This window comes from Pantoea sp. OXWO6B1 (genome assembly GCF_001641135.1).
Taxonomy (GTDB): Bacteria; Pseudomonadota; Gammaproteobacteria; order Enterobacterales; family Enterobacteriaceae; genus Pantoea; species Pantoea allii.
On the sequence record NZ_LWLR01000001.1, the window covers coordinates 2,035,645 to 2,061,456 of the forward strand.

23 protein-coding genes are annotated in these 25,812 nt (G+C 53.1%); 14 read left to right on the top strand and 9 right to left on the bottom strand.

Annotation, left to right across the window (positions count from 1 at the left end; all coding sequences use genetic code 11):
* The gene (locus tag A6A26_RS11735) at positions 1–795 is read left to right on the top strand and encodes an ABC transporter ATP-binding protein (protein ID WP_063878881.1); all 795 of its coding nucleotides are present in this window, start codon (positions 1–3) and stop codon (positions 793–795) included.
* A complete protein-coding gene (gene hutH / locus A6A26_RS11740) occupies positions 792–2,291 on the top strand; it encodes an HAL/PAL/TAL family ammonia-lyase (RefSeq protein ID WP_063878882.1) in 1,500 nt (499 codons plus the stop codon). Before A6A26_RS11735 ends, hutH begins: the two co-directional genes overlap by 4 nt.
* A 3-nt stretch (positions 2,292–2,294) precedes the next feature.
* Here hutH and A6A26_RS11745 read toward each other — a convergent pair whose 3' ends face one another.
* Positions 2,295–2,924, bottom strand: coding sequence for a flavin reductase family protein (locus tag A6A26_RS11745; RefSeq protein WP_063878883.1), 630 nt, complete (start codon positions 2,922–2,924; stop codon positions 2,295–2,297).
* Positions 2,925–3,242: 318 nt separating this feature from the next.
* Here A6A26_RS11745 and A6A26_RS11750 point away from each other — a divergent pair, with 318 nt between their 5' ends.
* Both A6A26_RS11750 and rlmF read left to right on the top strand, forming a co-directional pair.
* Complete coding sequence (locus A6A26_RS11750; protein WP_063881136.1) at positions 3,243–4,349, top strand: SDR family oxidoreductase; 1,107 nt, start codon at positions 3,243–3,245, stop codon at positions 4,347–4,349.
* A gap of 241 nt (positions 4,350–4,590) precedes the next feature.
* Positions 4,591–5,514 (top strand): 23S rRNA (adenine(1618)-N(6))-methyltransferase RlmF, encoded by a 924-nt coding sequence (rlmF, locus tag A6A26_RS11755; protein ID WP_063881137.1) that lies wholly within the window; start codon positions 4,591–4,593, stop codon positions 5,512–5,514.
* A gap of 35 nt (positions 5,515–5,549) precedes the next feature.
* Here rlmF and glnQ read toward each other — a convergent pair whose 3' ends face one another.
* From glnQ to rhtA, 5 genes are all read right to left on the bottom strand, one after another.
* Positions 5,550–6,272 carry a glutamine ABC transporter ATP-binding protein GlnQ gene (gene glnQ / locus A6A26_RS11760; protein ID WP_063878884.1) on the bottom strand — a complete coding sequence of 241 codons (723 nt, stop codon included), beginning with the start codon at positions 6,270–6,272 and terminating at the stop codon, positions 5,550–5,552.
* Positions 6,269–6,928, bottom strand: a complete 660-nt coding sequence (gene glnP / locus A6A26_RS11765) for a glutamine ABC transporter permease GlnP (protein WP_014593272.1) — start codon at positions 6,926–6,928, stop codon at positions 6,269–6,271. The genes glnQ and glnP overlap by 4 nt, the downstream gene beginning before the upstream one ends.
* Before the next feature lie 77 nt (positions 6,929–7,005).
* Positions 7,006–7,752 carry a glutamine ABC transporter substrate-binding protein GlnH gene (glnH, locus tag A6A26_RS11770; RefSeq protein ID WP_063878885.1) on the bottom strand — a complete coding sequence of 249 codons (747 nt, stop codon included), beginning with the start codon at positions 7,750–7,752 and terminating at the stop codon, positions 7,006–7,008.
* 321 nt (positions 7,753–8,073) lie between these two features.
* Entirely contained in the window at positions 8,074–8,577 is a 504-nt protein-coding gene (gene dps, locus A6A26_RS11775) for a DNA starvation/stationary phase protection protein Dps (protein ID WP_063878886.1), read from the bottom strand.
* 322 nt (positions 8,578–8,899) lie between these two features.
* Positions 8,900–9,811, bottom strand: coding sequence for a threonine/homoserine exporter RhtA (gene rhtA, locus A6A26_RS11780; protein WP_063878887.1), 912 nt, complete (start codon positions 9,809–9,811; stop codon positions 8,900–8,902).
* Positions 9,812–10,181: 370 nt separating this feature from the next.
* On the opposite strand from rhtA, the gene ompX reads away from it, so the two are divergent.
* The 7 genes from ompX to A6A26_RS11820 all read left to right on the top strand — a co-directional run bounded on the left by ompX (position 10,182) and on the right by A6A26_RS11820 (position 18,668).
* On the top strand, positions 10,182–10,694 hold the full coding sequence (ompX, locus tag A6A26_RS11785) for an outer membrane protein OmpX (protein WP_033737684.1): 513 nt from the start codon (positions 10,182–10,184) through the stop codon (positions 10,692–10,694).
* 889 nt (positions 10,695–11,583) lie between these two features.
* Positions 11,584–12,042 carry a manganese-binding transcriptional regulator MntR gene (gene mntR, locus A6A26_RS11795; protein WP_013025174.1) on the top strand — a complete coding sequence of 153 codons (459 nt, stop codon included), beginning with the start codon at positions 11,584–11,586 and terminating at the stop codon, positions 12,040–12,042.
* Positions 12,043–12,066: 24 nt separating this feature from the next.
* The gene (locus A6A26_RS11800) at positions 12,067–13,176 is read left to right on the top strand and encodes an SLC13 family permease (RefSeq protein ID WP_063878889.1); all 1,110 of its coding nucleotides are present in this window, start codon (positions 12,067–12,069) and stop codon (positions 13,174–13,176) included.
* 142 nt (positions 13,177–13,318) lie between these two features.
* A complete protein-coding gene (locus A6A26_RS11805; protein WP_063878890.1) occupies positions 13,319–14,464 on the top strand; it encodes an HlyD family secretion protein in 1,146 nt (381 codons plus the stop codon).
* On the top strand, positions 14,461–16,029 hold the full coding sequence (locus A6A26_RS11810) for a DHA2 family efflux MFS transporter permease subunit (RefSeq protein ID WP_063878891.1): 1,569 nt from the start codon (positions 14,461–14,463) through the stop codon (positions 16,027–16,029). The genes A6A26_RS11805 and A6A26_RS11810 overlap by 4 nt, the downstream gene beginning before the upstream one ends.
* Position 16,030: 1 nt before the next feature.
* Positions 16,031–17,557, top strand: a complete 1,527-nt coding sequence (locus tag A6A26_RS11815) for an efflux transporter outer membrane subunit (protein WP_063878892.1) — start codon at positions 16,031–16,033, stop codon at positions 17,555–17,557.
* A gap of 709 nt (positions 17,558–18,266) precedes the next feature.
* Positions 18,267–18,668, top strand: coding sequence for an H-NS family histone-like protein (locus A6A26_RS11820; protein ID WP_014606234.1), 402 nt, complete (start codon positions 18,267–18,269; stop codon positions 18,666–18,668).
* A 57-nt stretch (positions 18,669–18,725) separates the two neighbouring features.
* On the opposite strand, the gene A6A26_RS11825 is transcribed toward A6A26_RS11820, so the two are convergent.
* Positions 18,726–18,905 carry a hypothetical protein gene (locus tag A6A26_RS11825; protein ID WP_063878893.1) on the bottom strand — a complete coding sequence of 60 codons (180 nt, stop codon included), beginning with the start codon at positions 18,903–18,905 and terminating at the stop codon, positions 18,726–18,728.
* 95 nt (positions 18,906–19,000) lie between these two features.
* On the opposite strand from A6A26_RS11825, the gene A6A26_RS11830 reads away from it, so the two are divergent.
* Positions 19,001–20,593, top strand: coding sequence for an ABC-F family ATPase (locus A6A26_RS11830; protein ID WP_063878894.1), 1,593 nt, complete (start codon positions 19,001–19,003; stop codon positions 20,591–20,593).
* A gap of 145 nt (positions 20,594–20,738) precedes the next feature.
* Here the strand turns inward: A6A26_RS11830 and moeB are convergent, their stop codons facing one another.
* Both moeB and moeA read right to left on the bottom strand, forming a co-directional pair.
* Positions 20,739–21,497, bottom strand: coding sequence for a molybdopterin-synthase adenylyltransferase MoeB (gene moeB, locus A6A26_RS11835; RefSeq protein WP_063878895.1), 759 nt, complete (start codon positions 21,495–21,497; stop codon positions 20,739–20,741).
* Positions 21,497–22,732, bottom strand: coding sequence for a molybdopterin molybdotransferase MoeA (moeA, locus tag A6A26_RS11840; protein WP_063878896.1), 1,236 nt, complete (start codon positions 22,730–22,732; stop codon positions 21,497–21,499). Before moeA ends, moeB begins: the two co-directional genes overlap by 1 nt.
* Before the next feature lie 216 nt (positions 22,733–22,948).
* Here moeA and A6A26_RS11845 point away from each other — a divergent pair, with 216 nt between their 5' ends.
* On the top strand, positions 22,949–23,908 hold the full coding sequence (locus tag A6A26_RS11845; RefSeq protein WP_063878897.1) for an isoaspartyl peptidase/L-asparaginase family protein: 960 nt from the start codon (positions 22,949–22,951) through the stop codon (positions 23,906–23,908).
* Entirely contained in the window at positions 23,871–25,778 is a 1,908-nt protein-coding gene (locus A6A26_RS11850) for a dipeptide ABC transporter ATP-binding protein (protein ID WP_371559162.1), read from the top strand. The genes A6A26_RS11845 and A6A26_RS11850 overlap by 38 nt, the downstream gene beginning before the upstream one ends.
* The last annotated feature ends 34 nt before the right edge of the window (positions 25,779–25,812 follow it).

Consider the following 25,812-nt stretch of genomic DNA (forward strand, 5'->3'; position numbering starts at 1 on the left):
ATGCAGGATTCATCCACCGTTACGCTGTCCGCCAGCGATATTCATAAATCATTCGGCACCATGGAGGTGCTGAAAGGGATTTCATTACAGGCCCATAAAGGTGATGTGATTTCTATTCTCGGGGCCAGTGGATCGGGAAAAAGCACCTTGCTGCGCTGCATTAACCTGTTGGAAACGCCCGATTCCGGCGTGGTAAGCGTCGGCGGGGAAACCATTGAAATGAAGCGCCATGCGCGCGGGCATCAACTGGCCGCTAATCCCAAACAGGTCGAACGTTTGCGCTCACGCCTTGGCATGGTGTTTCAGAGCTTTAATCTCTGGTCGCATATGACCGTGCTGCAAAATGTGATTGAAGGGCCGCACTATGTCCTGAAACGCGATAAGAAAACCTGCATCGCTCAGGCCGAGCAATTACTGGAACGCGTCGGCCTGCTTAATCGCAAAGGCTTTTATCCGGCCCAACTGTCAGGCGGGCAACAGCAGCGCGTCGCCATTGCCCGCGCGCTAGCCATGGACCCGGAAGTGATGCTGTTTGATGAGCCGACCTCGGCGCTTGACCCGGAGCTGGTGGGGGAAGTGCTGAAGGTCATGCGCAGTCTGGCAGAAGAGGGACGCACCATGTTAGTGGTGACGCATGAAATGGGGTTTGCCCGTCACGTGTCTAATCGCGTGGTGTTTATGCATCAGGGCAGCATTGACTGCCAGGGCACGCCAGATGAGATGTTCGGCGAGGGCGGCTCGGCGCGCTTCAGGCAGTTTATCTCCAGCCACCATACACCGGAGTCTGTGTTATGAGTCGCGTTGTTATCTGGGGGGATGCCCCCGTAACCTGGCAGGAGGTGGTCGCGGTGGCCCGCCATGATGCCGAACTGGTGCTGAGCGAGCATGCCTGGCAGCGCATTGCCCAGGGCCGGGAGATTGTGACACACATCGTCGCGAGTGGTCAGATAGCCTACGGCATTAACACAGGGCTGGGTGCGCTGTGCAATATCATGCTGGCGGAAGAAGAATTGAGTCAGCTGTCACGCAATACCTTATTAAGTCATGCCTGCGGCGTCGGGCCGCTGCTGGCGAAGCAGGAAGTCCGCGCCATCGTATGCGCCGCGATAGCGAATTACAGCCACGGGAAATCCGGCGTGTCGGTTGAACTGGTGCGACGGCTGTTGGCGTTGCTGAACCAGCACATTACTCCTCAGGTGCCCTCACAGGGGTCGGTGGGGTATTTGACTCATATGGCACACATTAGCCTGACGCTGATTGGCGTAGGCGAGGCGGAATGCCAAGGGCAGATCCTGCCCGCCAGTGAGGCCCTGACGCGAGCCGGACTCACGCCTTATCGACCCGGAGCAAAAGAGGGACTCAGCCTGGTTAATGGTACGCCGTGCATGACCGGACTGGCCTGCCTGGCGCTGGACGATGCGCGGCGTTTGCTGGACTGGGCCGATGTCACGGGGGCCATGAGTTTTGAAGCGTTAAGAGGGCAACTGGTGGCTTTTGACGAAGAGGTGCTGTCCCTGAAAGCCAGCCCGGGTATCCAGCGCAGTGGCGAGCGGTTACGGCGGTTACTGGGCGACAGCCCGCTGTTAAAGATAAGCAGTGGCATTCGGACGCAGGATGCACTGAGCCTGCGATCCATGCCGCAGGTACACGGTGCCTGTCGCGATCAGTTTGCACATGCAGAGCGTCAGATAGAAACCGAACTGAACGCCTGCACCGATAATCCACTGGTACTGGGCACACCCCAGGCCTGGCGCGTGGTCTCGCAAGCCAATCCACATGGTGAATCCGTTGCCATGGCCTGCGATCTGCTGGCGATTGCGCTGGCAGAGCTGGGCAGTATTGCGGAGCGACGTCTGGACCGTCTGGTGAATCCACTGGTCAGCGGCTTACCGCCTTTTCTGGTTGCCCAACCCGGCGTCAACTCCGGCATGATGATTGCGCAATACGTGGCAGCCTCGCTCTGTGCTGAGAACCGCCAGCTGGCGCAGCCCGCCGTGCTGGATAACTACATTACGTCCGGGCTACAGGAAGATCACCTGAGTCTGGGGACCGGTGCGGCACTGAAATTGCTCAAGACCGTGAATAACGTTTATCAAATTCTGGCGATTGAATACCTGCTGGCCGCCCAGGCGCTGGAGTTTCACGGTGAAGAACAGCTGGCACGCAGAACCCTTCAGGCCTGGTGCCAACTGCGTCAGGTGGTGCCGAGCTGGCAGGACGATCGCTGGCTGGCACCAGAGATTGCCCGCGCAGTAAATGTCATCCGCGCGCATCCCGCGGATGCACTCTGACGCTTACCCCCGACGCGCATCCGGGCGCACCAAATCAAAGCGCTGCGCCTCACTGATACCGTAATAAGCGCTGGGGCCGCCAGCGCGCAAAATCGGTTCGGCTTTCGCCGTCTGATAAATGCCGTTTTCCAGTAGCGTTTCATCAATGTGGATGGCGACGGCTTCACCCAGCACCAGCCAGCTGTCGAGGGCGTTGCCGTGCGCATCCTGCAACTGAATAAGCTGCGTCAGTTTACACTCAAAATTCACCGGACTTTCCTGCACCAGACTGGCTTCAACCTGCGAGGCGGCAAGGGGCGTTAAACCGGCAAGGGCAAACTCATCCTGATCGGCGGGTGCAGAAATGGAACTTTCGTTCATGGCTTCAGCCAGCGGCCGGGTTGCCAGATTCCAGACAAACGCTTTGGTTTCAGCAATATTTTGTACACTGTCTTTCCAGCCGCTACTGGCGAAACCAATAATGGGTGGCTGGTAATTGAAACAGTTAAAAAAACTGTAAGGCGCAAGATTGCGGATGCCTTTGGCGCTGATGGAGCTAATCCAGCCAATGGGACGTGGGCCGATAATGGCGTTGAGCGGATCGTGCGGCAGCCCATGTCCGGCGCGAGGCTGATAAGAATAACGTTTGTTCATGGTTGTCTCCCTGTAAAAGCTGATTCAAGCGTAGTGGGTAAATGGCTGTTGCCGTGGCAAACCTGTAAAAAGGCCTCGATCAGGCACCGGATTATTCCTGAATAATAACAGCCGTTACTTTCTGTGCTAACGGGTGAATTTTTATTTATATCAGTTAGTTAAATATTATTTACCGATTTTGCTACTGAAAACAGGTGGTGCAAAAGTAAACGAAAAGTAAACGAGTACATTTTATACATTTCGTGCTAGCAAAGGTTTCGTATTTGTTTAACGAAAATAGCGCAATATACAACCTCATCAATTGTTCTCGTGGTCGATATGAAAAAAATTCTTGTTACAGGATCTTCTGGATTCGTTGGTGGTGCAGTCGTGGCAGAATTGCTGATGCGCCAGGATGTTGAGTTGCTGCTGCTTGTCAGAGCCAGCGATGCTACCCAGGGACTGGAGAGGGTTAAAGATAATTTATCTAAGTTTTCATGTTCGGCACAGGCTATTCAGCGCCTGACCGCAGATCAGATTCTGGTCGGCGATCTCCTGGCGCCTGAACTGTTTCTGGATGATGCACGCATCGATCAGGTCAGCCACGTCATTAACTGCGCGGCGATTGCGTCATTTGGTGAAAATAACGATATCTGGCGGGTTAACGTTGAAGGAACCTTCAAACTGGCCGCCAGAATGGCAGCACTGCCTGCGTTCGTGAAATTTGTCCACGTTGGTACGGCCATGTCTTCCGCGCCGGATCAGGGTGAAATCGTAAAAGAGGATCTGGTGCTGTCTTCCCGTGAAGATCACATTGTCGATTACACCTATTCCAAATCCTACATTGAAAACAAGATCAAGCAGGAACTGCCTCATTTGCCGCTGATCATTGCCCGCCCATCCATCGTGGTTGGCCATTCTCAGGAAGGTTGTACGCCGTCAGGCAGTATTTTCTGGGTATTCAAGATGGTGATGAAGCTGGAAAAATTCCTCTGCTCACTTGACGACCGCGTCGATGTGATTCCCGTGGACTACTGTGCTAAATCATTGGTTTTCCTGCTGGATCATGGCTGTACCAAAGAGATGGTTTATCACATTTCTGCCGGTGAACGCAGCAGCAATACCTTCTCTGAAATTGATTCGGCGTTTGCCACAGCAGAAAAAAGTGCACCGCTGGCACCTAACTATCTGCAGGTTGATTTCAGCGAGATCGTTAAAGAGCGCAAGAACTTCAAAAAGATTTATGGGCCTTGTAATGAACGCCTGATGCTGCGCGCGATGCGCCTTTACGGTGAGTTCGCCCGCCTGAATGTGGTGTTCTCTAACGACAAATTGCTGCGCCTGGGTATGAGTTCACCGCCAGGCTTTACCAGCTATATCGATCGTTGCGTAGAAACCACGAAAGGTATGCCAATCCAGGATTTAATGCGCGTCGATTTTAAATAATCCCGCAGGCTTATGATGCGCCACCAGCACGTTTGCTGGTGGCGCATTTTTTATTGCTAAGCTAACGTCTTCCTTCTTTGCCTGCGCTTTTATTCCCTGTCATTGATACCGCAAACAGGCGATTCCACCGCACAGGGCACATTAACTTATCCGCCACCCTGTCTTCATGCAGCCGAGAATGCTGTTTATTTTCTGCCAGCCACAGCGTATTGTACGCGCGCCTGAAAACATGAGAGAACGTATGAAAAAGTCAGCCAGCCCGTCGCTATTCCACGCCCGAAACCGCCATCAAGGTGAATATGATTTTGCTGCCCTCACGGCGGCACATCCGCCGCTGGCCGCAAAAGTCCGGCCAAATGGTTATGGCGTGATGTCGGTTGATTTTGCCGATCCTGAGGCGGTGATGTTGCTGAACCAGGCGCTGCTCAAACTTTTCTACGGACTTGACTGGCAACTGGCCCCGGGATCGCTCTGTCCACCCGTGCCGGGACGTGCTGACTACCTGCATTATCTGGCAGATTTACTGGCACTGGATAACCAAGGCAAGATCCCTTCGGCGGACGTGTTGGATATTGGGTGCGGGGCAAACTGCATTTATCCGCTGATTGGGGCCGCTGAATATGGCTGGCGTTTTACCGGGACCGAAATTGATGAAGCCGCGCTGAAAGCTGCCGGTAAAATTGTTGCCGCCAACGCCGGTATGCAGCGCCTGATCCGCTTACGCCGACAAAAAAATCCGCAGGCGGTGCTGAATGGCGTGGTGAATAAAGATGCGTTTTTCCATGCGGTCATCTGTAACCCGCCGTTTCATGCGTCGGCCGAAGAGGCGGCGGCAGGTTCACAGCGCAAATCGCGTAATCTGGGTTTACAGCCTGCCGCACCGCTTAACTTTGGCGGTCAGCACAATGAGCTGTGGTGTGAAGGCGGTGAAAAAGCCTTCGTGGGGAAAATGATTGCGGAAAGCGCCGGCATGGCGAACCAGGTGGTGTGGTTTACCTCGCTGGTATCGCGTAAAGAGCATTTGCCTGCCCTGGAAAAACAACTAAAAGCACTGGAGACCGAAGTCGTGCGCGTGGTGAATATGGCGCAGGGGCAGAAGCAGAGCCGTTTTCTGGCGTGGAGCTTTATGCCCGCCGCCCAGCGCGCACAACGGCTGTCTCGCTAACACAGCAGCCCGCAACGGGCTGCTGTGTTAATCACTCAGGTGACGTGCTGTAAAAATTCGCGCAGACGTTCGCTGGGAGGGTGACTGATCAGGCTGTCAGGATCACCGTCTTCGGCAATACGGCCTTTATCGATAAAGATCAGCCGTGATGCCACTTTCTGCGCAAAGCCGACTTCATGCGTGACGATAACCATCGTCATGCCTTCTTCAGCCAGGTCCTGCATCACTTTCAATACTTCATGACGAAGTTCCGGGTCCAGTGCCGAGGTCGGCTCATCGAACAGCATCATTTTGGGCTTAACCGCCAGCGCGCGCGCGATCGCCACACGCTGCTGTTGGCCGCCGGATAGCTCTGAAGGAAAGTGATGGGCGCGCTCGGCCAGGCCTACTTTAGCCAGCAGGCTCTGCGCCAGTTTATGCGCCTCTTCTTTGCTGGCACCGCGCACCCGAATCGGGCCGAATGCAACGTTATCCAGGGCACTCATCTGTGGGAAGAGGTGAAACTGCTGGAACACCATGCCTGCTTCCTGACGAATCAGACGGTCGTCGACTTTAGGATCGTTAACTTTCAATCCATCAACAATCAGCTCGCCGCTGGTAATCTCTTCTAATTTATTGATACAGCGCAGCAGGGTAGATTTACCGGAACCGGATGGACCAATAATCACCACCACTTCGCCCTGCTTAATATTCAGGTCGATATTGTGTAGCACCTGGGTTTTGCCAAAATGCTTTGAGACGTCTTTAAATTCAATCACAGGATTTTCACCCTTTTCTCAATGCGGCGCAGCACAAAGCTCAACACCAGCGTAATCACAAGATAAATAATCGCGACCGCACTCCAGATTTCCAGTGCACGGAAGTTACCGGCAATAATTTCCTGGCCCTGACGCGTCAGTTCGGCCACACCAATCACAATGAACAGGGACGTATCTTTAATACTGACAATCCACTGGTTGCCAAGCGGGGGCAGCATACGGCGCAGCGCTAAGGGCATAATCACATAGCGCAGGGTTTCACGGCTCGACAGGCCCAGCGCCAGTCCGGCTTCGCGAAAACCTTTATTGATCGACAGCACCGCACCGCGCGTAATTTCGGCAATATAAGCGCCAGAGTTAATCATGATGGTCACCACGGCGGCGGTGAAAGGATCGATACGCAAATCCGGGAAGGCCATTGGCAGGGCGAAGTAAATAAACATCACCTGCACAACGATAGGCGTGCCGCGAATAATTTCAATAAAGACCAGGGCAATATGATTGCTTATCCAGCCGCCGTACGCGCGCGCAAACCCCGCGACCAGACCGATAATTAACCCGCCCACCAGGCCAATGATGGAAATAATTAAGGTCATTTTCGCGCCTTCGAGCAGCGCTGGCATGGCTGGCCAAATGACGCTCCAGTCAAACTCCATGGTGAAACTCCACTTGTGTTGCGATGGAAAAAAGCAGGGAAATATTCCCTGCTGAAAAATGAACGCAGACTCAGTTATTATTTAGGATCGGTGCCAAACCACTTTTTATAAAGCGTGTTGTAGGTTCCGTTTTCTTTCAGTGTTTTCAGCGCGCCGTTTACTTTTTCACGCAGTTCGTCACTGCCTTTCGGGAAGGCAATACCGTACTGTTGTGCTTCAATCGATTCGCCTACCGCTTTGAAGCGGCCTTTACCGGCAGTATTAATGAAGTAAAGGATGTTTGGCGTATCATGCAGTACCGCGTCAGCACGGTTGGTACCCAGTTCCATATAGGCGTTATCAATATTAGGGAACTGACGCAGGTCTTTCGTTTTGATGTGGCTCTTAGCGTAATCCACTGAACCCGTACCGCTCTTCACTGCGACCACTTTACCATTCAGGTCGTTAATGCTTTTGATGTCATTTTCATTGTTGCGAACCATTACCAGCAGACCACTTTTATAGTAGCCATCAGAAAATTCGATCGCTTTTTTACGCTCATCCGTAATGGTGATACCGGCTAACGCCAGGTCAACGTTGCGCGTTTGTAGTGCAGGGATGATGCCACTGAAGTCCATCGGTTTCAGGGTATAATCCAGTTTCAATTGTTTTGCGATTGCATCCCACAAATCCACATCAAAACCAACATACTTATCACCCTGTTTAAATTCAAAAGGGACAAATGCAGTATCGGTGGCGACGATGAGTTTCTTTTCGGCGGCGGTAGCAGAGAGGGAGAAGGCCAGCGCCAGCGCGGCCACAGAGATGTTAAACAACGATTTCATCATTTTTCCTTATTACGACCAGGCGTCAAGGCCCAGGTTTGCGAGCTATCATATGAAAAAAATATGCCAACTTTGCAAAATACATAAAATCGACTGCCTGACACAAAATCGCTGACACGATTCTGCACGGGGAAGTGAGTTTGCACTAATTGAGTGCTTCATGGTGGTGCATAGTGCTACGGTGGTGCAGAGGTAGTGTGCATCAGAAGGGAAAAACAGGAAGAGCAGGAAGTGAAAACTGTTAACAAAGTCATAAAATTATAATAACACAGACGTAAAAAAGGCGGGTTTCCCCGCCTGTTTACAGTCTACTGTCTGACATTATTCAATGTTGGACTCGATAAACCACAGGAATTTATCAAGGTCACGCGATGCGGCAGTGAAAATATCTGCGGTATCTTCATCTTTCACTTCAGAAATGGCTTTGCGCGTGTCGTTAGCGACAACGCTGTAGCGATCGGCCAGCGCTTTCAGGTGATCCTGAACGCTGTGAATATTCAGCGGATAGCTTTTCAGTGGCGTCTTGTCGTTCACCACCTGGGTTGTACCCAGTGCGACGCCACCCAGCTGTACCACGCGCTCTGCGATGGTATCCTGGTGATCGGTAATCGCGGTGCGGAAGCCGTCCAGCATTTCGTGCACACCGATAAAGTTTGCGCCACGCATGTTCCAGTGGGCTTGCTTAGTGATCAGTGACAGATCAATGAACTCCACTACCAGGCGATTGAGCACCTCAATGGTGGCTCTCTTTTCGTCATCTGCCACGTCATTACGGGTGTAAAGTAGATCAGAAGATTTTGTTTTAACCAGTTTAGCGGTACTCATTGTTTCGGTCCTCTCTTTCAATGGTTGTCCTAATCAAGTACGAGATTGAGTATAGCAGTGATTCAGGGCTTTGCAGGATTGGCTTAATCAATGGCTGAAATAGTATTCGCCTTCGCAACGGTCAGACAGTGCGTAAACGAGTTAATAAAGTGTTAAATTTACCAGCAAGTAAAAGTATTATAAAATCATAAGGTTAAATAATTATTCAATGAGCAGGTTGTAGATGTTCTAAATATTAACTTTCTATTACATTTTAGATGAAAATAATTATCAGGATGATTTTTAGTGTTATTTAGCCTGTTTTTCAACAGGGTGACGCGCATTATTTTTTAACGTTATCCGTCACTGCAATCTCATTCAGCTGGCTCTTTCTGGGACGCATCGTCAGGGTTGCACCTGCAGACGCCAGGATAATTGCCAGTAACGCCAGGCACTGCGTTCCCGACAGGCTCTCGTTCAGATACATCATGCCCGACAGGGCCGCCACTGCGGGTTCAAGGCTCATCAGCGTGCCAAAGATCCGCGCTGGCAGGCGCGTTAGCGCAATCATCTCCAGCGAATAGGGCAGCGCCGTGGAAAGAAACGCCACCAGAACCGCGACGGGAATGACGCTCCACTGCCAGATGCCACTTGCCGCAAATGTCAGCCCGACGGGGACAAACACCAGGGAGGCAATTAAGGAGCCGATAGCAACGGTGGCAGCACCGTGCTCTGCGCCCGCCCGCTGTCCCGATAAGATATAGCACGCCCAACAGGCACCCGCACCCAGCGCAAACAGCGCGCCCACCGGATCAACGGAGGCAATGCCGGTGCTAAACGGCAGCAGAAACCAGAGTCCCGCCACGGCAAGGATGACCCAGATAAAGTCCAGTGCACGGCGTGAGCCGAGCAGCGCCAGCGTCAATGGACCAACAAACTCCAGCCCCACGGCAATGCCCAGCGGGACAGTGCGGATAGAGAGATAAAACAGGAAGTTCATTGCACCCAGCGACAAGCCATAAATAATGAGTGGCGTGCGTTGCTCCCGGCTGAAACGCAACTGCCAGGGTTTAAATATGACGCACAGGATGAGCGTGCCAAATCCCAGACGCAGGGCAGTAATGCCGGTGGCACCGACAGTGGGAAACAGGGTTTTCGCCAGTGAAGCGCCGCCCTGGAGTGACAGCATAGAGATGAGCAGAACGACGACAGGAATGAAGACTGGCGTAAATGACTTTAACGAAGTGGCTGACATCCTGTAGGCGCTTCCCGATCAATTTAGCTAACAAGATGACCAGTGTAATGGAAATGCAGGTCAAAAAGAGGGCGCAAAGTGATTTTAATTTTTTCTGTTTGGTTGGTTTTTGAGCAAAATTACGGGCAGATAAGTAAATTAATGTCAGGATTTTTTAGGAATTAACTTAAAGCATGAAAATTTGTTTAAGAGGTTTGTTGCAATCATATGACGTATTTTATAAGAAAAAAGAATGACATAGGATACTTCATTAACTTCCTGTTACACCAAACTATGTGTTAGACAACAAAATGCGGGCAGAGTTTCTCGCTATTTTTTGTTATATTTTCAGCGTTGTCAGGAGAGAAGTACTTTCACATTTGAGGTGGTTATGAAAAAAATTGCATGTCTTTCAGCATTAGCCTGTGTGTTAGCAGTAGCAACAGGTTCCGCCATGGCACAGAGCACCGTAACCGGTGGCTACGCACAGAGCGACTACCAGGGCGTTGCTAACAAAGCAAACGGCTTCAACCTGAAATATCGTTATGAAGACGGTTCTAACCCACTGGGTTGGATCGGCTCATTCACCTACACCGAGAAAGATCGTACCGAAGATGGCATCTACAATAAAGGCCAGTACTACGGTATCACCGGTGGTCCAGCATTCCGTCTGAATGACTGGGCAAGCATCTACGGTGTGGTTGGTGTTGGCTACGGTAAATACCAGGCTAACGACACCACGTCACGCGACAAAGCAGACACCAGCGATTACGGTTTCTCTTACGGCGCGGGTATGCAGTTCAACCCAATGGAAAACGTTGCACTGGACGTTGGCTATGAGCAGAGCCGCATCCGTAGCGTTGACGTTGGCACCTGGATCGCTGGCGTAGGTTACAGCTTCTAAGTTAGCGTAGTCGAGTTTTAAAAAACGGCCCTTTTCAGGGCCGTTTTTATTGGTAACGAAAAATAAGCCGTCAGAGAGTATCTGAGTAGCCATAGGGCAATGCCAGATAGGGTGTGAAGACCTGAGTGCAGATGCCACAGCATCACTGTAGCCTTAGAGGCACGATAGGGCATAAAGACCTGCGCACAGATGCTACAGCATCACAGTGGCTGATTGCCTGCCCATGAGTGCTGCCCCGTCGGAGAAATCTGCCGCTGGCGCAACCGTCATCCGCAACTGGACTTCGCCGATGCCAGAGAAGGGCGCGCTACCGCAGGCGACGGTCTCTGCCTGTTATAAAGGGCGCAGATAAGGGATGATTCAGGGGGACGGAAGCAGTACAGACGTACGAGGGGAGCACAGATAAACGGCAGGCGGGGTCAGCGCGGCAACAGAAGAAGCCCGCGCCTTCAGGCGGTCAGCCAAAAGGCGATATCAGCTATCAGCCGCGCCAGATCAGTTTTTGACAGTGACGTTCTTCCGGTTCATTCCCCAGAAGTTTGTTTATCAACATCAGGCGCAGTGTAAAAGGGGAACGGGTCAGCAGGCACCACCAGGATTTCATACCTGATGTTGATTTTTCTGCCTGGAAGCATTTGCTGCAGTCAACACAGCTTTTCAGGGTGCTCATAACATCACCTCCCAATAAATTTAACGCAACGGTAAGCAGAGCGGCCTAATCGTGCTTTAATGCATCACTCTGTTTACATTATCGACAAATATAGCATTGGCTATATCATTTAGCCAAGGCTAACGACGAAAAATTTGAGCTTATTTGCGCCTGGTTTACAATGAGCGCAGCTAAAACCACATGGCAGGCCTGGTGTGGAAAAAATAAAGAGGAAGCTGAATGAGTCGTCGTGCCAAAAGCGTGGTTTCTGCCCCGCAAGGACCACTGAAAGATATTGAAGAGCATGTCGAAGGTTTTCGGCAGGTGCGCGAGGCGCATCGTCGTGAGCTAATTGATGACTATGTTGAGCTAATCTCTGATTTAATTGGTGAATTTGGTGAAGCACGTCAGGTCGATATGGCCGCACGTTTAGGTGTTTCGCAACCTACCGTAGCAAAAATGTTAAAGCGATTAGGTACTGCCGGACTGGTTGAGCAGGTGCCTTATCGCGGTGTCTTTTTAACACGTGAGGGGGAAAAGCTGGCTGAAGAGAGCCGTGCCCGCCATCATATTGTTGAAACCTTCCTGTTAGCGCTTGGTATCAGTCCGGAAACGGCCCGTCGCGATTCAGAAGGCATTGAACATCACGTGAGTGATGAAACGCTGGCTGTATTCCAGAAATTTTACGAAAACAATTAACCCTCAGTTAAGGCGCCGGACATCATGCCCATCGTGCTTCGCTCATTTTTGCATGACCATATATTGCACTTGTTAGTCGTTGTTGGGGTTGTTCTGCTGTTTCTTGCTGATTATCGCTGGCCTGATCTTCCCGCCGCGGTGGACTGGCATACCATCATCACCCTGAGTGGATTACTTATCCTGACGAAGGGGTTGGAAACCAGCGGTTATTTTGATGTGTTGGGTGGCCGATTAATTGCGGGCTTCAAGCATGAACGTACGCTGGCGCTGTTTATGGTGCTGGCGGCGGCCCTGCTGTCGACCTTTTTAACCAACGATGTGGCGCTGTTTATTCTGGTGCCACTCACGTTGACGTTACGTAAATTTTCGCATTTACCTATCTCGCGCTTGATTATCTTTGAAGCCCTGGCGGTAAACGCCGGATCGCTGCTGACGCCGGTGGGCAATCCACAAAATATTCTGTTGTGGAGCCACGGCTCACTGAGCGTGGGCGGTTTTATTTTGCAAATGACACCGCTGGCGGTGTGGCTTCTGCTCAGCCTGCTGGTCGTCACCTGGTTCAGCTTTGCCAAACGCACCATTGAAAAGCATGACAACAGTGAACAGCACAGCTGGCATAAACCCCTGTTTGCCGTGAGTGTGGTGTTGTATCTGCTGTTTATTGCCGCGCTGGAATGGCATGTCACCGGCTGGGCGCTGTTGCTGATTCTGGTGTGTTTCCTGATTATGGCACGTCAGGTATTGCTGAATATCGACTGGAGCCTGCTGGTGGTCTTCATCGTGATGTTCCTGGATGTCTTCCTGCTGACGCGTTTACCGGTAATGCAGGCACATTTCGATGCCATTACCCATCTTGGCAAAGGGGAACTCTATCTGCTGGCTATCGGCTTGTCGCAGATCATCAGTAATGTCCCTGCGACGATCCTGCTGTTGCAAAAAGTGCCGCCAACGGAAGCGCTCGCCTGGGCGGTTAATATCGGTGGATTCGGTTTGTTACCCGGCTCACTCGCTAACCTTATTGCGTTACGTATGGCCAAAGACCGCGCCATCTGGTGGCGTTTCCACCTGTTCTCCGTTCCTTTACTCGCCTGGTCCATGCTCACCGGCTGGCTGTTGCTAAAACTCGTCGCCTGATCCAGACACATCCTGCCACGGTGCAGGATGTGCTGCCTTTCTCAAGTTACGTAAAGTTGTACTGGATTTTGTCAGTTTTCGATCTAATGTTTAGTGGACTTTCTACGCCCAGGATAGAGGGCCTTAGCCAGCGACGGAAACTATGAGCGAGAACAACAACCGCGATTCACATCAGGAAGACGCAGAACACGCGCCGGATAACAACAGCCAGTCCCACGACAACCCAAGTAATAACGATGAAAAACCGCGCAAACGCCCCGGTAAAAAACCGTTAATTATTTTGGCCGTTATCGTGGTGGTGATGGTGATCGTGGCCTTTTTCTTTTGGTTTACCACCCGTAACGAAGAAACCACTGACGATGCTTTCACTGAAGGCAATGCGGTAACTATCGCCGCTAAAGCGTCTGGCTATGTCGTCAAGTTACTGGTGAAAGATAACCAACGGGTGAAGAAGGGCGATTTACTGGTAGAAATCGACCCCAGCGACAACGAAGCCCAGCGCGCCCAGGCTAAAGCTCAGCTTGGTCTGGCAATGGCACAACTGCATCAGGCCCAGGCGCAGCTCGCGCTCTCACGTGTTCAGTACCCGGCCCAGCGCGATCAGGCTCTGGCAGACCAGGCAAAAGCCGAAGCAAATTACCTGAATGCGCAGGCTGACTACCGTCGTCAGCGTGGCGTTGATCCTCGCGCTACCAGCCAACGCAATATTGACTCGGCTTCTGCTCAGTTGCGTTCTGCGCAGGCCCAGTTGCAGAGTGCCAAAGCGCAGGTGGAAGTTGCCTCGCAGGTTGCGCTGCAAATCCGCCAGCAGGAAACCAATGTTGAAGCACGTCAGGAACAGGTTGAGCAGGCAAAAGCCCAGCTCAACGTGGCGGAGCTAAACCTCTCTTATACCCAGGTTCGTGCGCCTTACGATGGCTTTGTGACGAAGCGCAACGTGCAGATGGGCACCCTGGTGCAGGCAGGCAGCGCCTTGTTCTCGCTGGTTTCTCCGGATATCTGGATTACCGCCAACTTTAAAGAGTCGCAGTTGGAGCGGATGAATCCGGGTGACAAAGTGACGATCAGCGTTGATGCCTGGCCGGATATGAAGCTGGAAGGCCATGTCGACAGCGTTCAGATGGGCACAGGATCGCGTTTCTCAACCTTCCCGTCTGAGAATGCCACCGGGAACTACGTGAAAATTGTTCAGCGCGTACCGGTAAAAATCGTGATTGATAAAGGACTGGATCCAAACCGGCCGCTGCCACTGGGATTATCGGTTGAACCGAAGGTAACCGTGGAATGAGCGAATCGCAGAGCTGGAAACCCGCCAGTAATCCCTGGCTAGTGGCCATTACGGTCACGCTGGCGGTATTTATGGAAATTCTCGATACCACCATCGTAAACGTGGCCCTGCCGCATATCGCGGGTTCACTCTCCTCCAGTTACGATGAATCGACCTGGGTGTTGACGTCGTATCTGGTGGCGAACGGTATCGTGCTGCCCATCTCTGCCTTTTTCAGCCGTCTGTTTGGCCGTAAGCAGTTTTTTTTAATCTGCATCGTGATGTTTACCATCTGTTCATTCCTGTGTGGTATCGCCACTGAACTCTGGCAGATCATTCTGTTTCGCATCCTGCAGGGCTTTTTTGGCGGTGGCCTCCAGCCTGTACAACAGTCGGTGCTGCTTGACTATTTCAAACCGGAAGATCGGGGCAAAGCCTTCGGCCTTTCTTCTATCGCCATCATCGTGGCACCGGTTATTGGCCCGACGCTGGGCGGCTGGATTACGGATAATTACAGCTGGCGCTGGGTTTTCTTTATCAATATCCCGGTCGGCGTGCTGACCATCATGGCCATTTTACCTTTGCTGGAAGATCCGCCATGGGAGCGTAAATGGGCCAAGGGTAAACTCAAGATCGACTATATCGGCATCAGCCTGATTACGCTGGGCCTGGGCTGTTTGCAGGTCATGCTGGATCGCGGTGAAGACGAAGACTGGTTCGCCTCGCACTTTATCGTTTTGTTTGCCGTGCTGGCGCTTGTGGGCATCGTCGGGGCTATTTACTGGTTAATGTATGCACGCAAACCCGTGGTCGACATTCTGGTGATGAAGGATCGCAATTTCTGGGTCGCAGGCTTATTAATGGCCGGGATGGCGATGATACTGTACGGCAGCTCGGTGGTCTTGCCGCAGTTGGCACAGCAGGATCTTGGTTATACCGCCACCTGGTCGGGACTGGTGCTGTCCCCTGGCGCGGTGTTGATTGTCCTGACCATTCCGCTGGTCTTGAAACTGATGCCGGTGGTGCAGACCCGCTATATTATTGCCTTTGGTTTTAGCTGCCTGGCATTAGCCTTTTTCTATTCGGCGAGCTTAACGCCGAATGTGGACTTCACCACGCTGGTGCTGATGCGCAGTGCACAATCCATTGGCCTGGGTTTCCTGTTTGTGCCGCTGACCACCATTGCCTTTATTACGATCCCCCAACGGTTAAACGCGGACGCCTCGGCGCTGTTTACCATGTTCCGTAATGTCGCGGGGTCGATTGGCATCTCCTTGTCCACGGCGGCGATTACAGAGCGAGAACAGGCGCGCTCGGCCCATATGGTGCACAACATGACGCCGCTGAATGAACAGTTCAATATTACGGTTCAGCACTGGGCACAGGCGATCCGCGACTTCACCTCTGCGGTGGGCGATCCCGTCACGTTGGCAACCGGTCAGCTCTATAAAGAGATGATTGTCCAGTCACGCATTCTGGCTTATATCGACGTCTTTTCAGGCTTAAGTATCGTTGCCCTGATTTTGATTCCATTTTGTTGGCTGCTGTCGCCTGTCAAAAGCGAAGGCAGTGCAGGAGCACACTGACATGAAAGTTATGAGTACGCATCGCCTGAATCCGCTCAACCTGATGCTGGTGTTAGCGCTGGCGGGCTGCAGCGTCGGCCCCGACTATCAGGCACCTAAGCCCCAGATGCCGGGCAGCTATCACGCCCTGGATTCGCAGGAAAATTCGAAGCCACAAACGTCAGCGGTGGATTCACGCTGGTGGCGTAACTTTAAGGACCCGCAACTCGACAGCCTGATTGCACGCGCTATCGAAGGTAATCTGTCCTTACAACAGACGGTATTGCGGATTGCCGGCGCGCGTGAGCAACTGTCGCAGGCGCAGGGCGGATTATTTCCCAGCCTTAACGGTTCAGCCAAGGTCACACGACAGCAACTGGGGCTGGAAGGGCTGCTGAAAGCGAACGGTGCCGACCAGCTCGACAGCAACGTTGCCAGCCAGCTGAACGGGCTGATGCAACCGGTCACCTTGTATCAGGGCAGTTTCGACGCCAGTTGGGAACTGGATCTGTGGGGCAAAGTGCGGCGCCAGGTGGAGTCAGCCAATGCCCAGCAGCAGGCGGCTATAGAGCAGCGCAACGACGCACTGGTGTCGCTCGAAGCGGAAGTGGTGCGCGCATGGCTTCAGCTGCGCGGCGCGCAGGCAACGGTAAATACGCTGCAACAACAGATTGCCGTGGCCGATCAGACCTGGCAGTTGACGGAAAGCCAGCAGCGTAACGGCCTGGCACCGGTGACCAATGTGGAAAATGCCCGCGCGCAGTTAAGCAGCCTGCAGGCGCAGTTGCCGCAGTATCAGGCACAAACGCGCCAGGCGATGAACGGTCTGGCTGTACTGCTGGGTAAAACGCCGGGTGCGCTGGATGCCGAACTGAGTGAGCCGAAAGCGCTGCCCACATTACCCGCGTTTGTCTCTGTCGGCATTCCCTCTACGCTGGCACGACGTCGTCCCGATATTCGTCAGGCAGAAGCCACACTTCATGCTCAAACCGCCGAGATTGGCATTTCTGTCGCCCAGCTGTTCCCCAGTCTGTCGCTGACCGGTCAGTTGGGTGTCCGTAACACTGACGTCAGCTACCTTGACGACTGGAGCAGCCATTTCTACAGCGTGGGGCCGTCGTTATCCATTCCCATTTTCCAGGGTGGAAGATTGGTTTCAAGCGTGAAGCTGGCGCGTGCTCAGCAGGCCAACGCGGCACTCAACTATCGTCAGACGGTGCTGACGGCTCTGCAGGATGTGGAAAATGCCCTGGTCAGTTACCGTGCCGACCAGCAGCGCGTCACCGCACTGGATGAAACCACTGGCGCGCTGCAACGCACCTTCGATCTCGCCAGTGACAGCTATCGCCAGGGATTATCGACTTTCCTTGAGGTACTTGATGCCCAGCGCCAACTGGCGCAGGCGCAGGAACAGGCTACTCAGGCGCGCATGCAAAGTGGACTGGATCTTGTCGCCCTCTACAAAGCCTTAGGCGGTGGTTGGGAAACCTACCAGAACGTGCAACTGCCGCAGTACGACGTATTTGGTCCGGCAACGCAGGTGAATTAACCGGTCCGGCCGTGGCCCTGTAACGGGACACGGCCGGAAAAAACCGTACTGATACCCGCGATGTATTATTTATGCGTTACATCGTCAAATAAAAATCATCAAACTTCCCTGTGCAGTCCCGTGATAACCCGCATCCGAAATAGCCTCTGCTATTTATCTTTACAACGTTACCCAGCAAAAAAATGCGCGGCGGGTGTGAGTGCCAGACCTGCCAGCCCTTTATCTTCTGTCTGACGCGCCCACGTGCTTTTATGTCAGCAACACGCCAGAGAAGGGCGGCATAAACAACGTAGTTAGAAAAATTAACCCCGCTATTATCCGCGAGCCACGGGATAAATCCCCCGTTATACGCTGGCTATTTCAGTGGAATTCACTCTGGCGACGGCAAGAAAAACGGGCAGCCGGGCAAGGCATTTAATCCAAATTCGTTGAGGATGATAAAAATAGCCGGCAAGAACGTTATAAAATCTGAGGCATGATTCATGCAGTAAGCGTAATCAATGAAATCGTTTACATTGTGCGGGGATAGCCGCTATTTAGTGTTAATTAGTGGTTAATAATCTCTCCACATAAGCATCCTGAATACTTCACGAGCATTTAAAAAACCTATCGGAATTATCTGTAGCAATAAATTAATTTATTTTTTTATTTGAATTAGGTAATCTTGTCGCTACAGTTTAATTAAACCCCCTTAATCAAGGATATTGTGATGAGTGACGCATTTAAAGTTCTAAACAACATTCGCACATTACGTGCCCAGGCTCGTGAACTGCCACTGAGCGATCTGGAAGAAATTCTTGAGAAATTGACGGTCGTTGTAACTGAACGCCGTGAAGAAGCTCATGCTGAAGAACAACAGAATCGTGAAAAAGAAGAGAAGTTATCTAAATATCGCGAAATGCTGCTGGCTGACGGCATCGATCCTAATGAATTATTAGGTGCCCTGGAGCAGGGTAAAAAACGCACTAAGCGTGCGCCACGTCCGGCTAAATATTCTTATACCGATGAAAACGGTGAGAAGAAATCATGGACCGGCCAGGGCCGTACCCCAGCAGCAATTAAAAAAGCGCTGGATGAAGGTAAAAGCCTGGACAGTTTCCTGATCGATTAATCGACACAATCCTTGTAAGCGGTAGCCGGAGACATTTATGTCTCCGGCTTTTTTTATTTAAAAAACCCCTTTGTACTCTCTGACTATTTCTGGCATCGGCCTGTTAATTAATCGCCTGCTGGGCCAGGCAGAAGCCGCGCCGTCAACGAATGCCACCGCGGCTTGCGTTTGCGCGGTGCTGCGCAGGCGAAAATCGGCAGGGGCAATAATTAAAAGCGTCGCGTTTTCAAGGGGCATTCAGGCAATCCTTGCCGGAGGCTGGCGTGCGCTACGTCACATCTGGCATAATAGCCGCCGTTTTTCCATCCACTCTCTTCACTAAGGTCAATGCCGTGTTAGTTAGCAGCAATATCACCATGCAGTTTGGCAGCAAGCCACTGTTCGAAAATATCTCCGTAAAATTTGGCGGCGGTAATCGTTACGGTTTAATCGGTGCGAACGGCAGCGGAAAATCCACCTTCATGAAGATTTTGGGTGGCGATTTGGTGCCATCGGGCGGCAATGTCTCTTACGATCCCAATGAACGTATTGGTAAATTACGCCAGGATCAGTTTGCCTTCGAAGAATATAGCGTGCTGGATACGGTAATCATGGGGCACCATGAATTATGGGAAGTGAAGCAGGAACGTGACCGTATTTATTCGTTACCCGAGATGACGGAAGAGGAAGGCTACAAAGTCGCTGACCTTGAAGTCCTGTATGGTGAAATGGATGGTTACAGTGCTGAACCGCGTGCGGGTGAGTTATTACTTGGTGTGGGTATTCCGGTAGAGCAGCATTATGGCCCGATGAGCGAAATTGCACCGGGCTTTAAATTACGTGTTCTTCTGGCACAGGCATTGTTCTCTAATCCTGATATTTTGCTGCTGGACGAACCGACCAACAACCTGGATATCGATACTATTCGTTGGCTGGAGCAGGTGTTAAACGAACGCGACAGCACCATGATTATCATTTCGCATGACCGTCACTTCCTCAATATGGTCTGTACCCACATGGCCGATTTGGACTACGGTGAGCTGCGTGTTTATTCTGGTAATTATGATGAATATATGACCGCTGCCACCCAGGCGCGCGAGCGACTGTTATCGGACAATGCCAAGAAAAAAGCACAAATTGCCGATCTGCAATCCTTTGTCAGCCGTTTTAGTGCTAACGCCTCTAAATCGCGCCAGGCGACATCACGTGCCAAACAGATGGACAAAATAAAACTGGAAGAGGTCAAAGCCTCCAGTCGTCAGAACCCTTTTATTCGATTTGAGCAGGACAAGAAACTGTTCCGTAATGCGCTGGAAGTCGAAGCGATCACCAAAGGGTTTGATAATGGTCCGCTGTTTAAAAATTTAAATCTGCTGCTGGAAGTCGGTGAAAAACTGGCGATATTAGGGGCTAACGGTATTGGTAAATCCACCCTGTTAAAAACCCTGGTCGGCGAACTGACGCCGGAAAGCGGCAGCGTTAAATGGTCTGAAAATGCCAAAATTGGTTATTACGCCCAGGATCACGCAGACGATTTTGCCGACGACCTGACGGTATTTGACTGGATGAGCCAGTGGAAACAGCAGGGCGATGATGAGCAGGCCGTACGTGGCATCCTTGGCCGTCTGTTGTTTTCACAGGACGATATTAAAAAGCCCGCCAAAGTGCTGTCCGGGGGTGAGAAAGGACGCATGCTGTTTGGCAAGCTGATGATGGAAAAGCCCAATATCCTGATTATGGACGAACCAACCAACCACCTTGATATGGAATCCATTGAGTCATTAAATATGGCGCTGGAAATGTATGAAGGAACGTTGATTTTCGTTTCTCACGACCGTGAGTTCGTGAGTTCACTGGCGACGCGCGTGATAGAGATGAAAGCCGATCGTATTGTGGACTTCACCGGTAATTACGAAGATTACCTGCGCAGTCAGGGCATCGTATAAACATAACGGGGTAGCGATAGCTACCCCGTTATCGTTTGGGTCTGTGCGTCAGGTGGGATTGCCTGCGACGATCCGGCTTAACATCCTTTCTTTACCTGACCTGTAGCCCCCTCCGCTTTACGCATGAACCCTATCAATTAACGGCTCAATCATGATGACCGCACACTTCACACTCGGGGTCCTGCGATACCTTCATGGTGCGAAACTCAGCGCTCAGCGCATCGTACATCAGCAAACGTGAGCGAGCAGGAGAGCCGAAGTGCGTCAGCAGCTTGAGGGTTTCCATCGCCTGCATTGCACCCACCACGCCCACCAGCGGCGCCATGACGCCCGCTTCCACACAGCTCAGCACCTGAGATCCAAACAAACGGCTGATGCAGCGGTAACAGGGCGCACCGGGTTGCCAGTCAAACACGCTGAGCTGACCTTCCATACGGATCGCCGCACCCGATACCAGCGGCACTTTCAACTGATAACACAACCGGTTGATTTGCTCGCGCACCACCACATTGTCCGTGCAGTCCACGACCACCTGCTGCTGGGCGATAAGCGCCTTGAGTGCCTCATCGTCCAGTTGGCCGTGCACCGGATGCAGCTGACAGTGAGGATTAATGGCCGCCAGGCTTTCACGGGCCGATTCCACCTTGTTGCGACCAATATCCGCATCATGATGCAAAATCTGTCGCTGCAAATTAGAGAGCGATACCGTATCAAAGTCCAGTAGCGAAAGATTCCCTACGCCCGCCGCTGCCAGATAGGGCGAGGCTGCACAGCCTAAACCGCCCAGCCCCACGACCAGCACGTGGCTGGCCTTTAAGGCTTCCTGACCGTCAAAGTCAAAACCACGCAACACAATCTGTCGGTTGTAGCGCAGCATCTCGTCGTGGCTCAGTTCGGGCAACATTATCCCTCCAGCAACGGGTTAAAGGGTTCGACGTCCACCCATTCACCTGCTGCAACCGGGCCGCGCTCGCGTTCCAGTACAATAAAGCAATTGGCCTGAGAAAAAGAACTGTAAACGTGGGAGCCCTGCGCACCGGTGCTGATCACCTCTGGCTCACCCTGGCTATTCTGACGCAGAACACCGCGCTGAAAATCCAGTCGACCGGGCGATTTTTTCAACGCGGTCGCCGTACGTACGCGCAGGCGAGCGGGCAGAGCGGAGGCGGTTTGCCCCGTCAGGGTGGCCAGCAGCGGTTGCACCAGTTGATAAAAGGTCACGACGGCAGAAACCGGATTGCCGGGAAGGCCGCAGAACCAACTGTTCGCCAGGCGACCAAAAGCAAAAGGTTTACCGGGTTTCATCGCCAGCTTCCAGAAGCTAATCACCCCCAGCTCTTCCAGCATCGATTTGGTAAAGTCGGCTTCACCCACCGAGACGCCGCCGGTGCTGATGACCACATCAGCCTGGCGATCGGCTTCAGTAAAGGCGCTACGCAGTGCAGTGGGATCGTCTTTAATAATGCCGAGATCGATGACCTCGCATCCCAGCTTGTGCAACATCAGCGAAATCGCAAAGCGGTTGGTATCGTAGATCTGCCCGGCCGCTAAGGGCTGGCCCACAGGTTGCAGCTCGTCCCCAGTTGAAAAAATAGCGACGCGCAGTTTACGCAAAACCTTTACCGTGGCGATGCCCAGCGAAGCCAGCAGGGGCAGTTCGGCCGCGCCCAGGCGCACGCCTGCCGCCAGAACCTGATGACCGGCACGGATATCATCACCCGTCAGTCGAATATTTTGTCCGGCGTTGACCGGCGCGGTGATGACAATATTATTGTCCTGCAGGCGGGTTTCCTCCTGCATGACGACCGCGTCACAACCGGCAGGAACAGGCGCGCCCGTCATAATTCTGATGACGCTTCCCGCTGGCCACTCTCCGCTAAACGGCGCGCCGGCAAAAGCCTTACCGGCCACCCGCAAAGGCTGTCCGCTGGCAACCTCCGCCAGCCTGACGGCGTAACCGTCCATAGCGGCGTTGTTAAAGGGCGGTACGTCTATCGGTGAGGTGATGGCGCAGGCTGTGATGCGCCCGGCGGCTTCTGGCAGGGTCAGCTCAAGCGACTCTGTGATGGGCGTCAGCTGCGCCAGCATCTTATGTTGCGCGTCCTCAAGGGAAATCAGTCCGGCAGTAAAGCTTTCCATTCTATTCTTAGCCTGTCTGTTGCAATGGCTGTCTATTATGGTGACTTTTCCTTTCAGAGTCACATCGGCATAAGCCACAACGAAAGGTTATTAGCGCAATGTCAGTTTCCGCTTTACAACCTTTAACGGGCTTTCTATATTCAAAAATGGTCTAAATTGACTTAAAACCATTCAAAATCAGTGTTTTTCCTTCTGATGCAACCACAGGGTAACGCTATGGCTAAAGCAGCGATCGCCATTCATGGTGGTGCGGGGGCAATAACCCGTGCGGCGATGAGCGCAGAAAAAGAGCAGGCATACCGTCAGGCGCTTTACGAGATTGTAACGCATGGGCAGAACATGCTGGCTCAAGGCGCATCTGCGCTGGATACGGTGACGGAGGCGGTACGTCGGCTTGAAGAGTGCCCATTATTCAACGCCGGTAAAGGTGCGGTGTTTACGCAGCAGGGGACGCATGAGCTGGATGCCAGCATCATGGATGGCAGGACGTTACAGGCCGGAGCCGTCGCAGGCGTTTCCCGGATTCGTAATCCCGTACTGGCGGCGCGTGCGCTGTTAGATAACAGCCCTCATGTCTTGTTAACGGGGGCGGGCGCTGAAGATTTTGCCCGCGCGCAAGGCCTTGAACAGGTTGAACCTGATTTCTTTTCTACGCCCGAACGCTGGGAGCAGCTGCAGCGCGCGCTCGGCAGCGACACCGCGCTGCTGGATCATGATGGCGCGGCGCAAAGTGGCGATCCGCTTGATCCGGATCGTAAGTTCGGCACGGTGGGAGCCGTCGCCCTGGACAATGAGGGTAACCTTGCCGCCGCCACCTCAACCGGCGGTATGACCAATAAACACGTGGGCCGGATTGGCGACTCGCCGTTACCCGGTGCAGGTTGTTATGCCAGCAACGACAGCGTGGCCGTATCCTGTACCGGCACCGGTGAAGTGTTTATTCGCACGCTGGCCGCCTACGATGTGGCGGCACAAATGCGTTATGGCGGGCGCTCGTTACAACAGGCCAGCGTGAATGTTATTCACGACAGCGTGCTGGAGTTGGGCGGCAGCGGTGGGTTGATTGCGATCGATCGTGATGGCAACGTGGCGCTGCCCTTCAACAGTGAAGGCATGTACCGGGCTTTCGCCCGCACAGATGAGGCCGCAGAGGTGGCAATTTACCGTGAAAGCTGACCGCGAGACCGCCCAGAACACGCCGCCCGGCGCAACACCGTTAACCGACGATCAGGTACTGGCCGTACGCGATCTCAACGTGCGTTTTCAGAACGATGGCATCGTGACGGAGGCGGTGCGCCACCTTTCACTCGACGTTTACCGGGGAAAGACACTGGCTCTGGTGGGAGAGTCCGGCTCGGGCAAGTCCGTGACCTCGCTGGCGTTGATGCGCCTGATTGAGCAGGCCGGCGGTGAGGTGAGTGGCGAGATCATGCTGCGCCGCCGCAACGGCGAGGTACGGGATCTGATGCGTCTGCCACGCGGCCAGATGCGCCAGGTGCGCGGGGCCGATATGGCGATGATCTTTCAGGAACCCATGACCTCGCTGAATCCGGTGTTCTCGGTGGGTGAACAGATCGCCGAATCCATTCGTTTACATCAAGGCCAAACCCACGCCGGGGCGCAGGCAGAAGCGCGGCGCATGCTTGATCGGGTGCGCATCCCCGACGCGCAAAACATTCTGGGGCGTTTTCCTCACCAGCTCTCAGGCGGTATGCGTCAGCGTGTGATGATTGCCATGGCGCTGTCGTGCAAACCTGCGCTGTTGATTGCTGATGAACCGACCACGGCGCTTGACGTGACGATTCAGGCGCAGATTCTGCAGCTGATTCGTGAACTGCAAAAAGAGATGCAGATGGGGGTGATTTTTATCACCCATGATATGGGCGTGGTGGCTGAAATGGCTGACCGCGTGCAGGTGATGTATCGCGGAGAAGTGGTCGAGAATGCCGAGACGGTGCAACTGTTCAGCGCGCCGCAGCAGCCTTATACCCGTGCTTTACTTGCCGCCGTCCCGGCGCTGGGGGCGATGCGGGGCCAGCCGCTGCCTGCGAAGTTTCCCCTGATTGACAGTGATGAAAAGCCGGACGAGCCGCAAAATACCGTACGCCATGACCAGCCACCGATTTTACAGGTGCGTAATTTGGTCACCCGTTTCGATATCCGCTCAGGTTTATTGAATCGGGTGACAAGGCGGGTACACGCGGTCGAAAATATCAGTTTTGACCTCTATGCGGGCGAAACCCTGGCGCTGGTGGGGGAATCCGGATGCGGTAAATCCACCACCGGACGCTCCCTGTTGAAGCTGGTTGCCAGCCAGGGCGGCAGCATCACCTTTAACGGTCAACGTATCAACGATCTGTCAGGCCCCGCGCTGGCGCATCTGCGGCGCGATATTCAGTTTATTTTTCAGGACCCCTATGCGTCGCTGGACCCGCGCCTGACCGTCGGCTTCTCGATTATGGAGCCGTTACTGGTGCACAAGGTCATGCCGCGCCGTGAGGCGGAACAGCGCGTCGCGTGGCTGCTGGAGAAAGTGGGATTATTACCGGAGCACGCAAGGCGCTATCCCCATGAATTTTCCGGCGGTCAGCGTCAACGTATTTGCATTGCACGGGCGCTGGCGCTCAACCCCAAAGTCGTGATTGCCGATGAATCGGTTTCTGCGCTGGATGTCTCCATTCAGGCGCAGATCATCAACCTGATGCTCGATTTACAGCGCGAGTTTGGCATCGCCTTTCTGTTTATTTCCCATGATATGGCGGTCGTTGAACGCATCAGTCACCGTGTGGCGGTGATGTATCTGGGACAAATCGTCGAGATGGGGCCGCGCCAGGCGGTGTTTGAACATCCGCAGCATCCCTATACCCAAAAGCTTATGGCCGCGGTGCCGATTGCCGATCCCGCGCACCGACAGCGCGAGCGTAGTTTATTAGTCGATGAGATTCCCAGCCCAATTCGTTCATTGGGCGATGAACCCGAAACGGTTTCGCTCAGGGAAGTGGCCCCCGGCCATTTTGTGGCGCGTCACGCCCTGAGCGCGAGCTGAATAATTAAGCGGTCGCTGCGGCGACAAATCAGAC

Coding starts and splice junctions, on each gene's coding strand:
- A6A26_RS11805 (WP_063878890.1), top strand. CDS start 13,319: ATGAGCGAGAACAACAACCGCGATTCACATCAGGAAGACGCAGAACAC.
- A6A26_RS11820 (WP_014606234.1), top strand. CDS start 18,267: ATGAGTGACGCATTTAAAGTTCTAAACAACATTCGCACATTACGTGCC.
- A6A26_RS11750 (WP_063881136.1), top strand. CDS start 3,243: ATGAAAAAAATTCTTGTTACAGGATCTTCTGGATTCGTTGGTGGTGCA.
- A6A26_RS11735 (WP_063878881.1), top strand. CDS start 1: ATGCAGGATTCATCCACCGTTACGCTGTCCGCCAGCGATATTCATAAA.
- A6A26_RS11745 (WP_063878883.1), bottom strand. CDS start 2,924: ATGAACAAACGTTATTCTTATCAGCCTCGCGCCGGACATGGGCTGCCG.
- mntR (WP_013025174.1), top strand. CDS start 11,584: ATGAGTCGTCGTGCCAAAAGCGTGGTTTCTGCCCCGCAAGGACCACTG.
- rhtA (WP_063878887.1), bottom strand. CDS start 9,811: ATGTCAGCCACTTCGTTAAAGTCATTTACGCCAGTCTTCATTCCTGTC.
- dps (WP_063878886.1), bottom strand. CDS start 8,577: ATGAGTACCGCTAAACTGGTTAAAACAAAATCTTCTGATCTACTTTAC.
- A6A26_RS11845 (WP_063878897.1), top strand. CDS start 22,949: ATGGCTAAAGCAGCGATCGCCATTCATGGTGGTGCGGGGGCAATAACC.
- A6A26_RS11825 (WP_063878893.1), bottom strand. CDS start 18,905: ATGCCCCTTGAAAACGCGACGCTTTTAATTATTGCCCCTGCCGATTTT.
- A6A26_RS11810 (WP_063878891.1), top strand. CDS start 14,461: ATGAGCGAATCGCAGAGCTGGAAACCCGCCAGTAATCCCTGGCTAGTG.
- A6A26_RS11850 (WP_371559162.1), top strand. CDS start 23,871: ATGAGGCCGCAGAGGTGGCAATTTACCGTGAAAGCTGACCGCGAGACC.
- glnH (WP_063878885.1), bottom strand. CDS start 7,752: ATGAAATCGTTGTTTAACATCTCTGTGGCCGCGCTGGCGCTGGCCTTC.
- hutH (WP_063878882.1), top strand. CDS start 792: ATGAGTCGCGTTGTTATCTGGGGGGATGCCCCCGTAACCTGGCAGGAG.
- A6A26_RS11800 (WP_063878889.1), top strand. CDS start 12,067: ATGCCCATCGTGCTTCGCTCATTTTTGCATGACCATATATTGCACTTG.
- rlmF (WP_063881137.1), top strand. CDS start 4,591: ATGAAAAAGTCAGCCAGCCCGTCGCTATTCCACGCCCGAAACCGCCAT.
- ompX (WP_033737684.1), top strand. CDS start 10,182: ATGAAAAAAATTGCATGTCTTTCAGCATTAGCCTGTGTGTTAGCAGTA.
- A6A26_RS11815 (WP_063878892.1), top strand. CDS start 16,031: ATGAAAGTTATGAGTACGCATCGCCTGAATCCGCTCAACCTGATGCTG.
- glnP (WP_014593272.1), bottom strand. CDS start 6,928: ATGGAGTTTGACTGGAGCGTCATTTGGCCAGCCATGCCAGCGCTGCTC.
- moeA (WP_063878896.1), bottom strand. CDS start 22,732: ATGGAAAGCTTTACTGCCGGACTGATTTCCCTTGAGGACGCGCAACAT.
- moeB (WP_063878895.1), bottom strand. CDS start 21,497: ATGTTGCCCGAACTGAGCCACGACGAGATGCTGCGCTACAACCGACAG.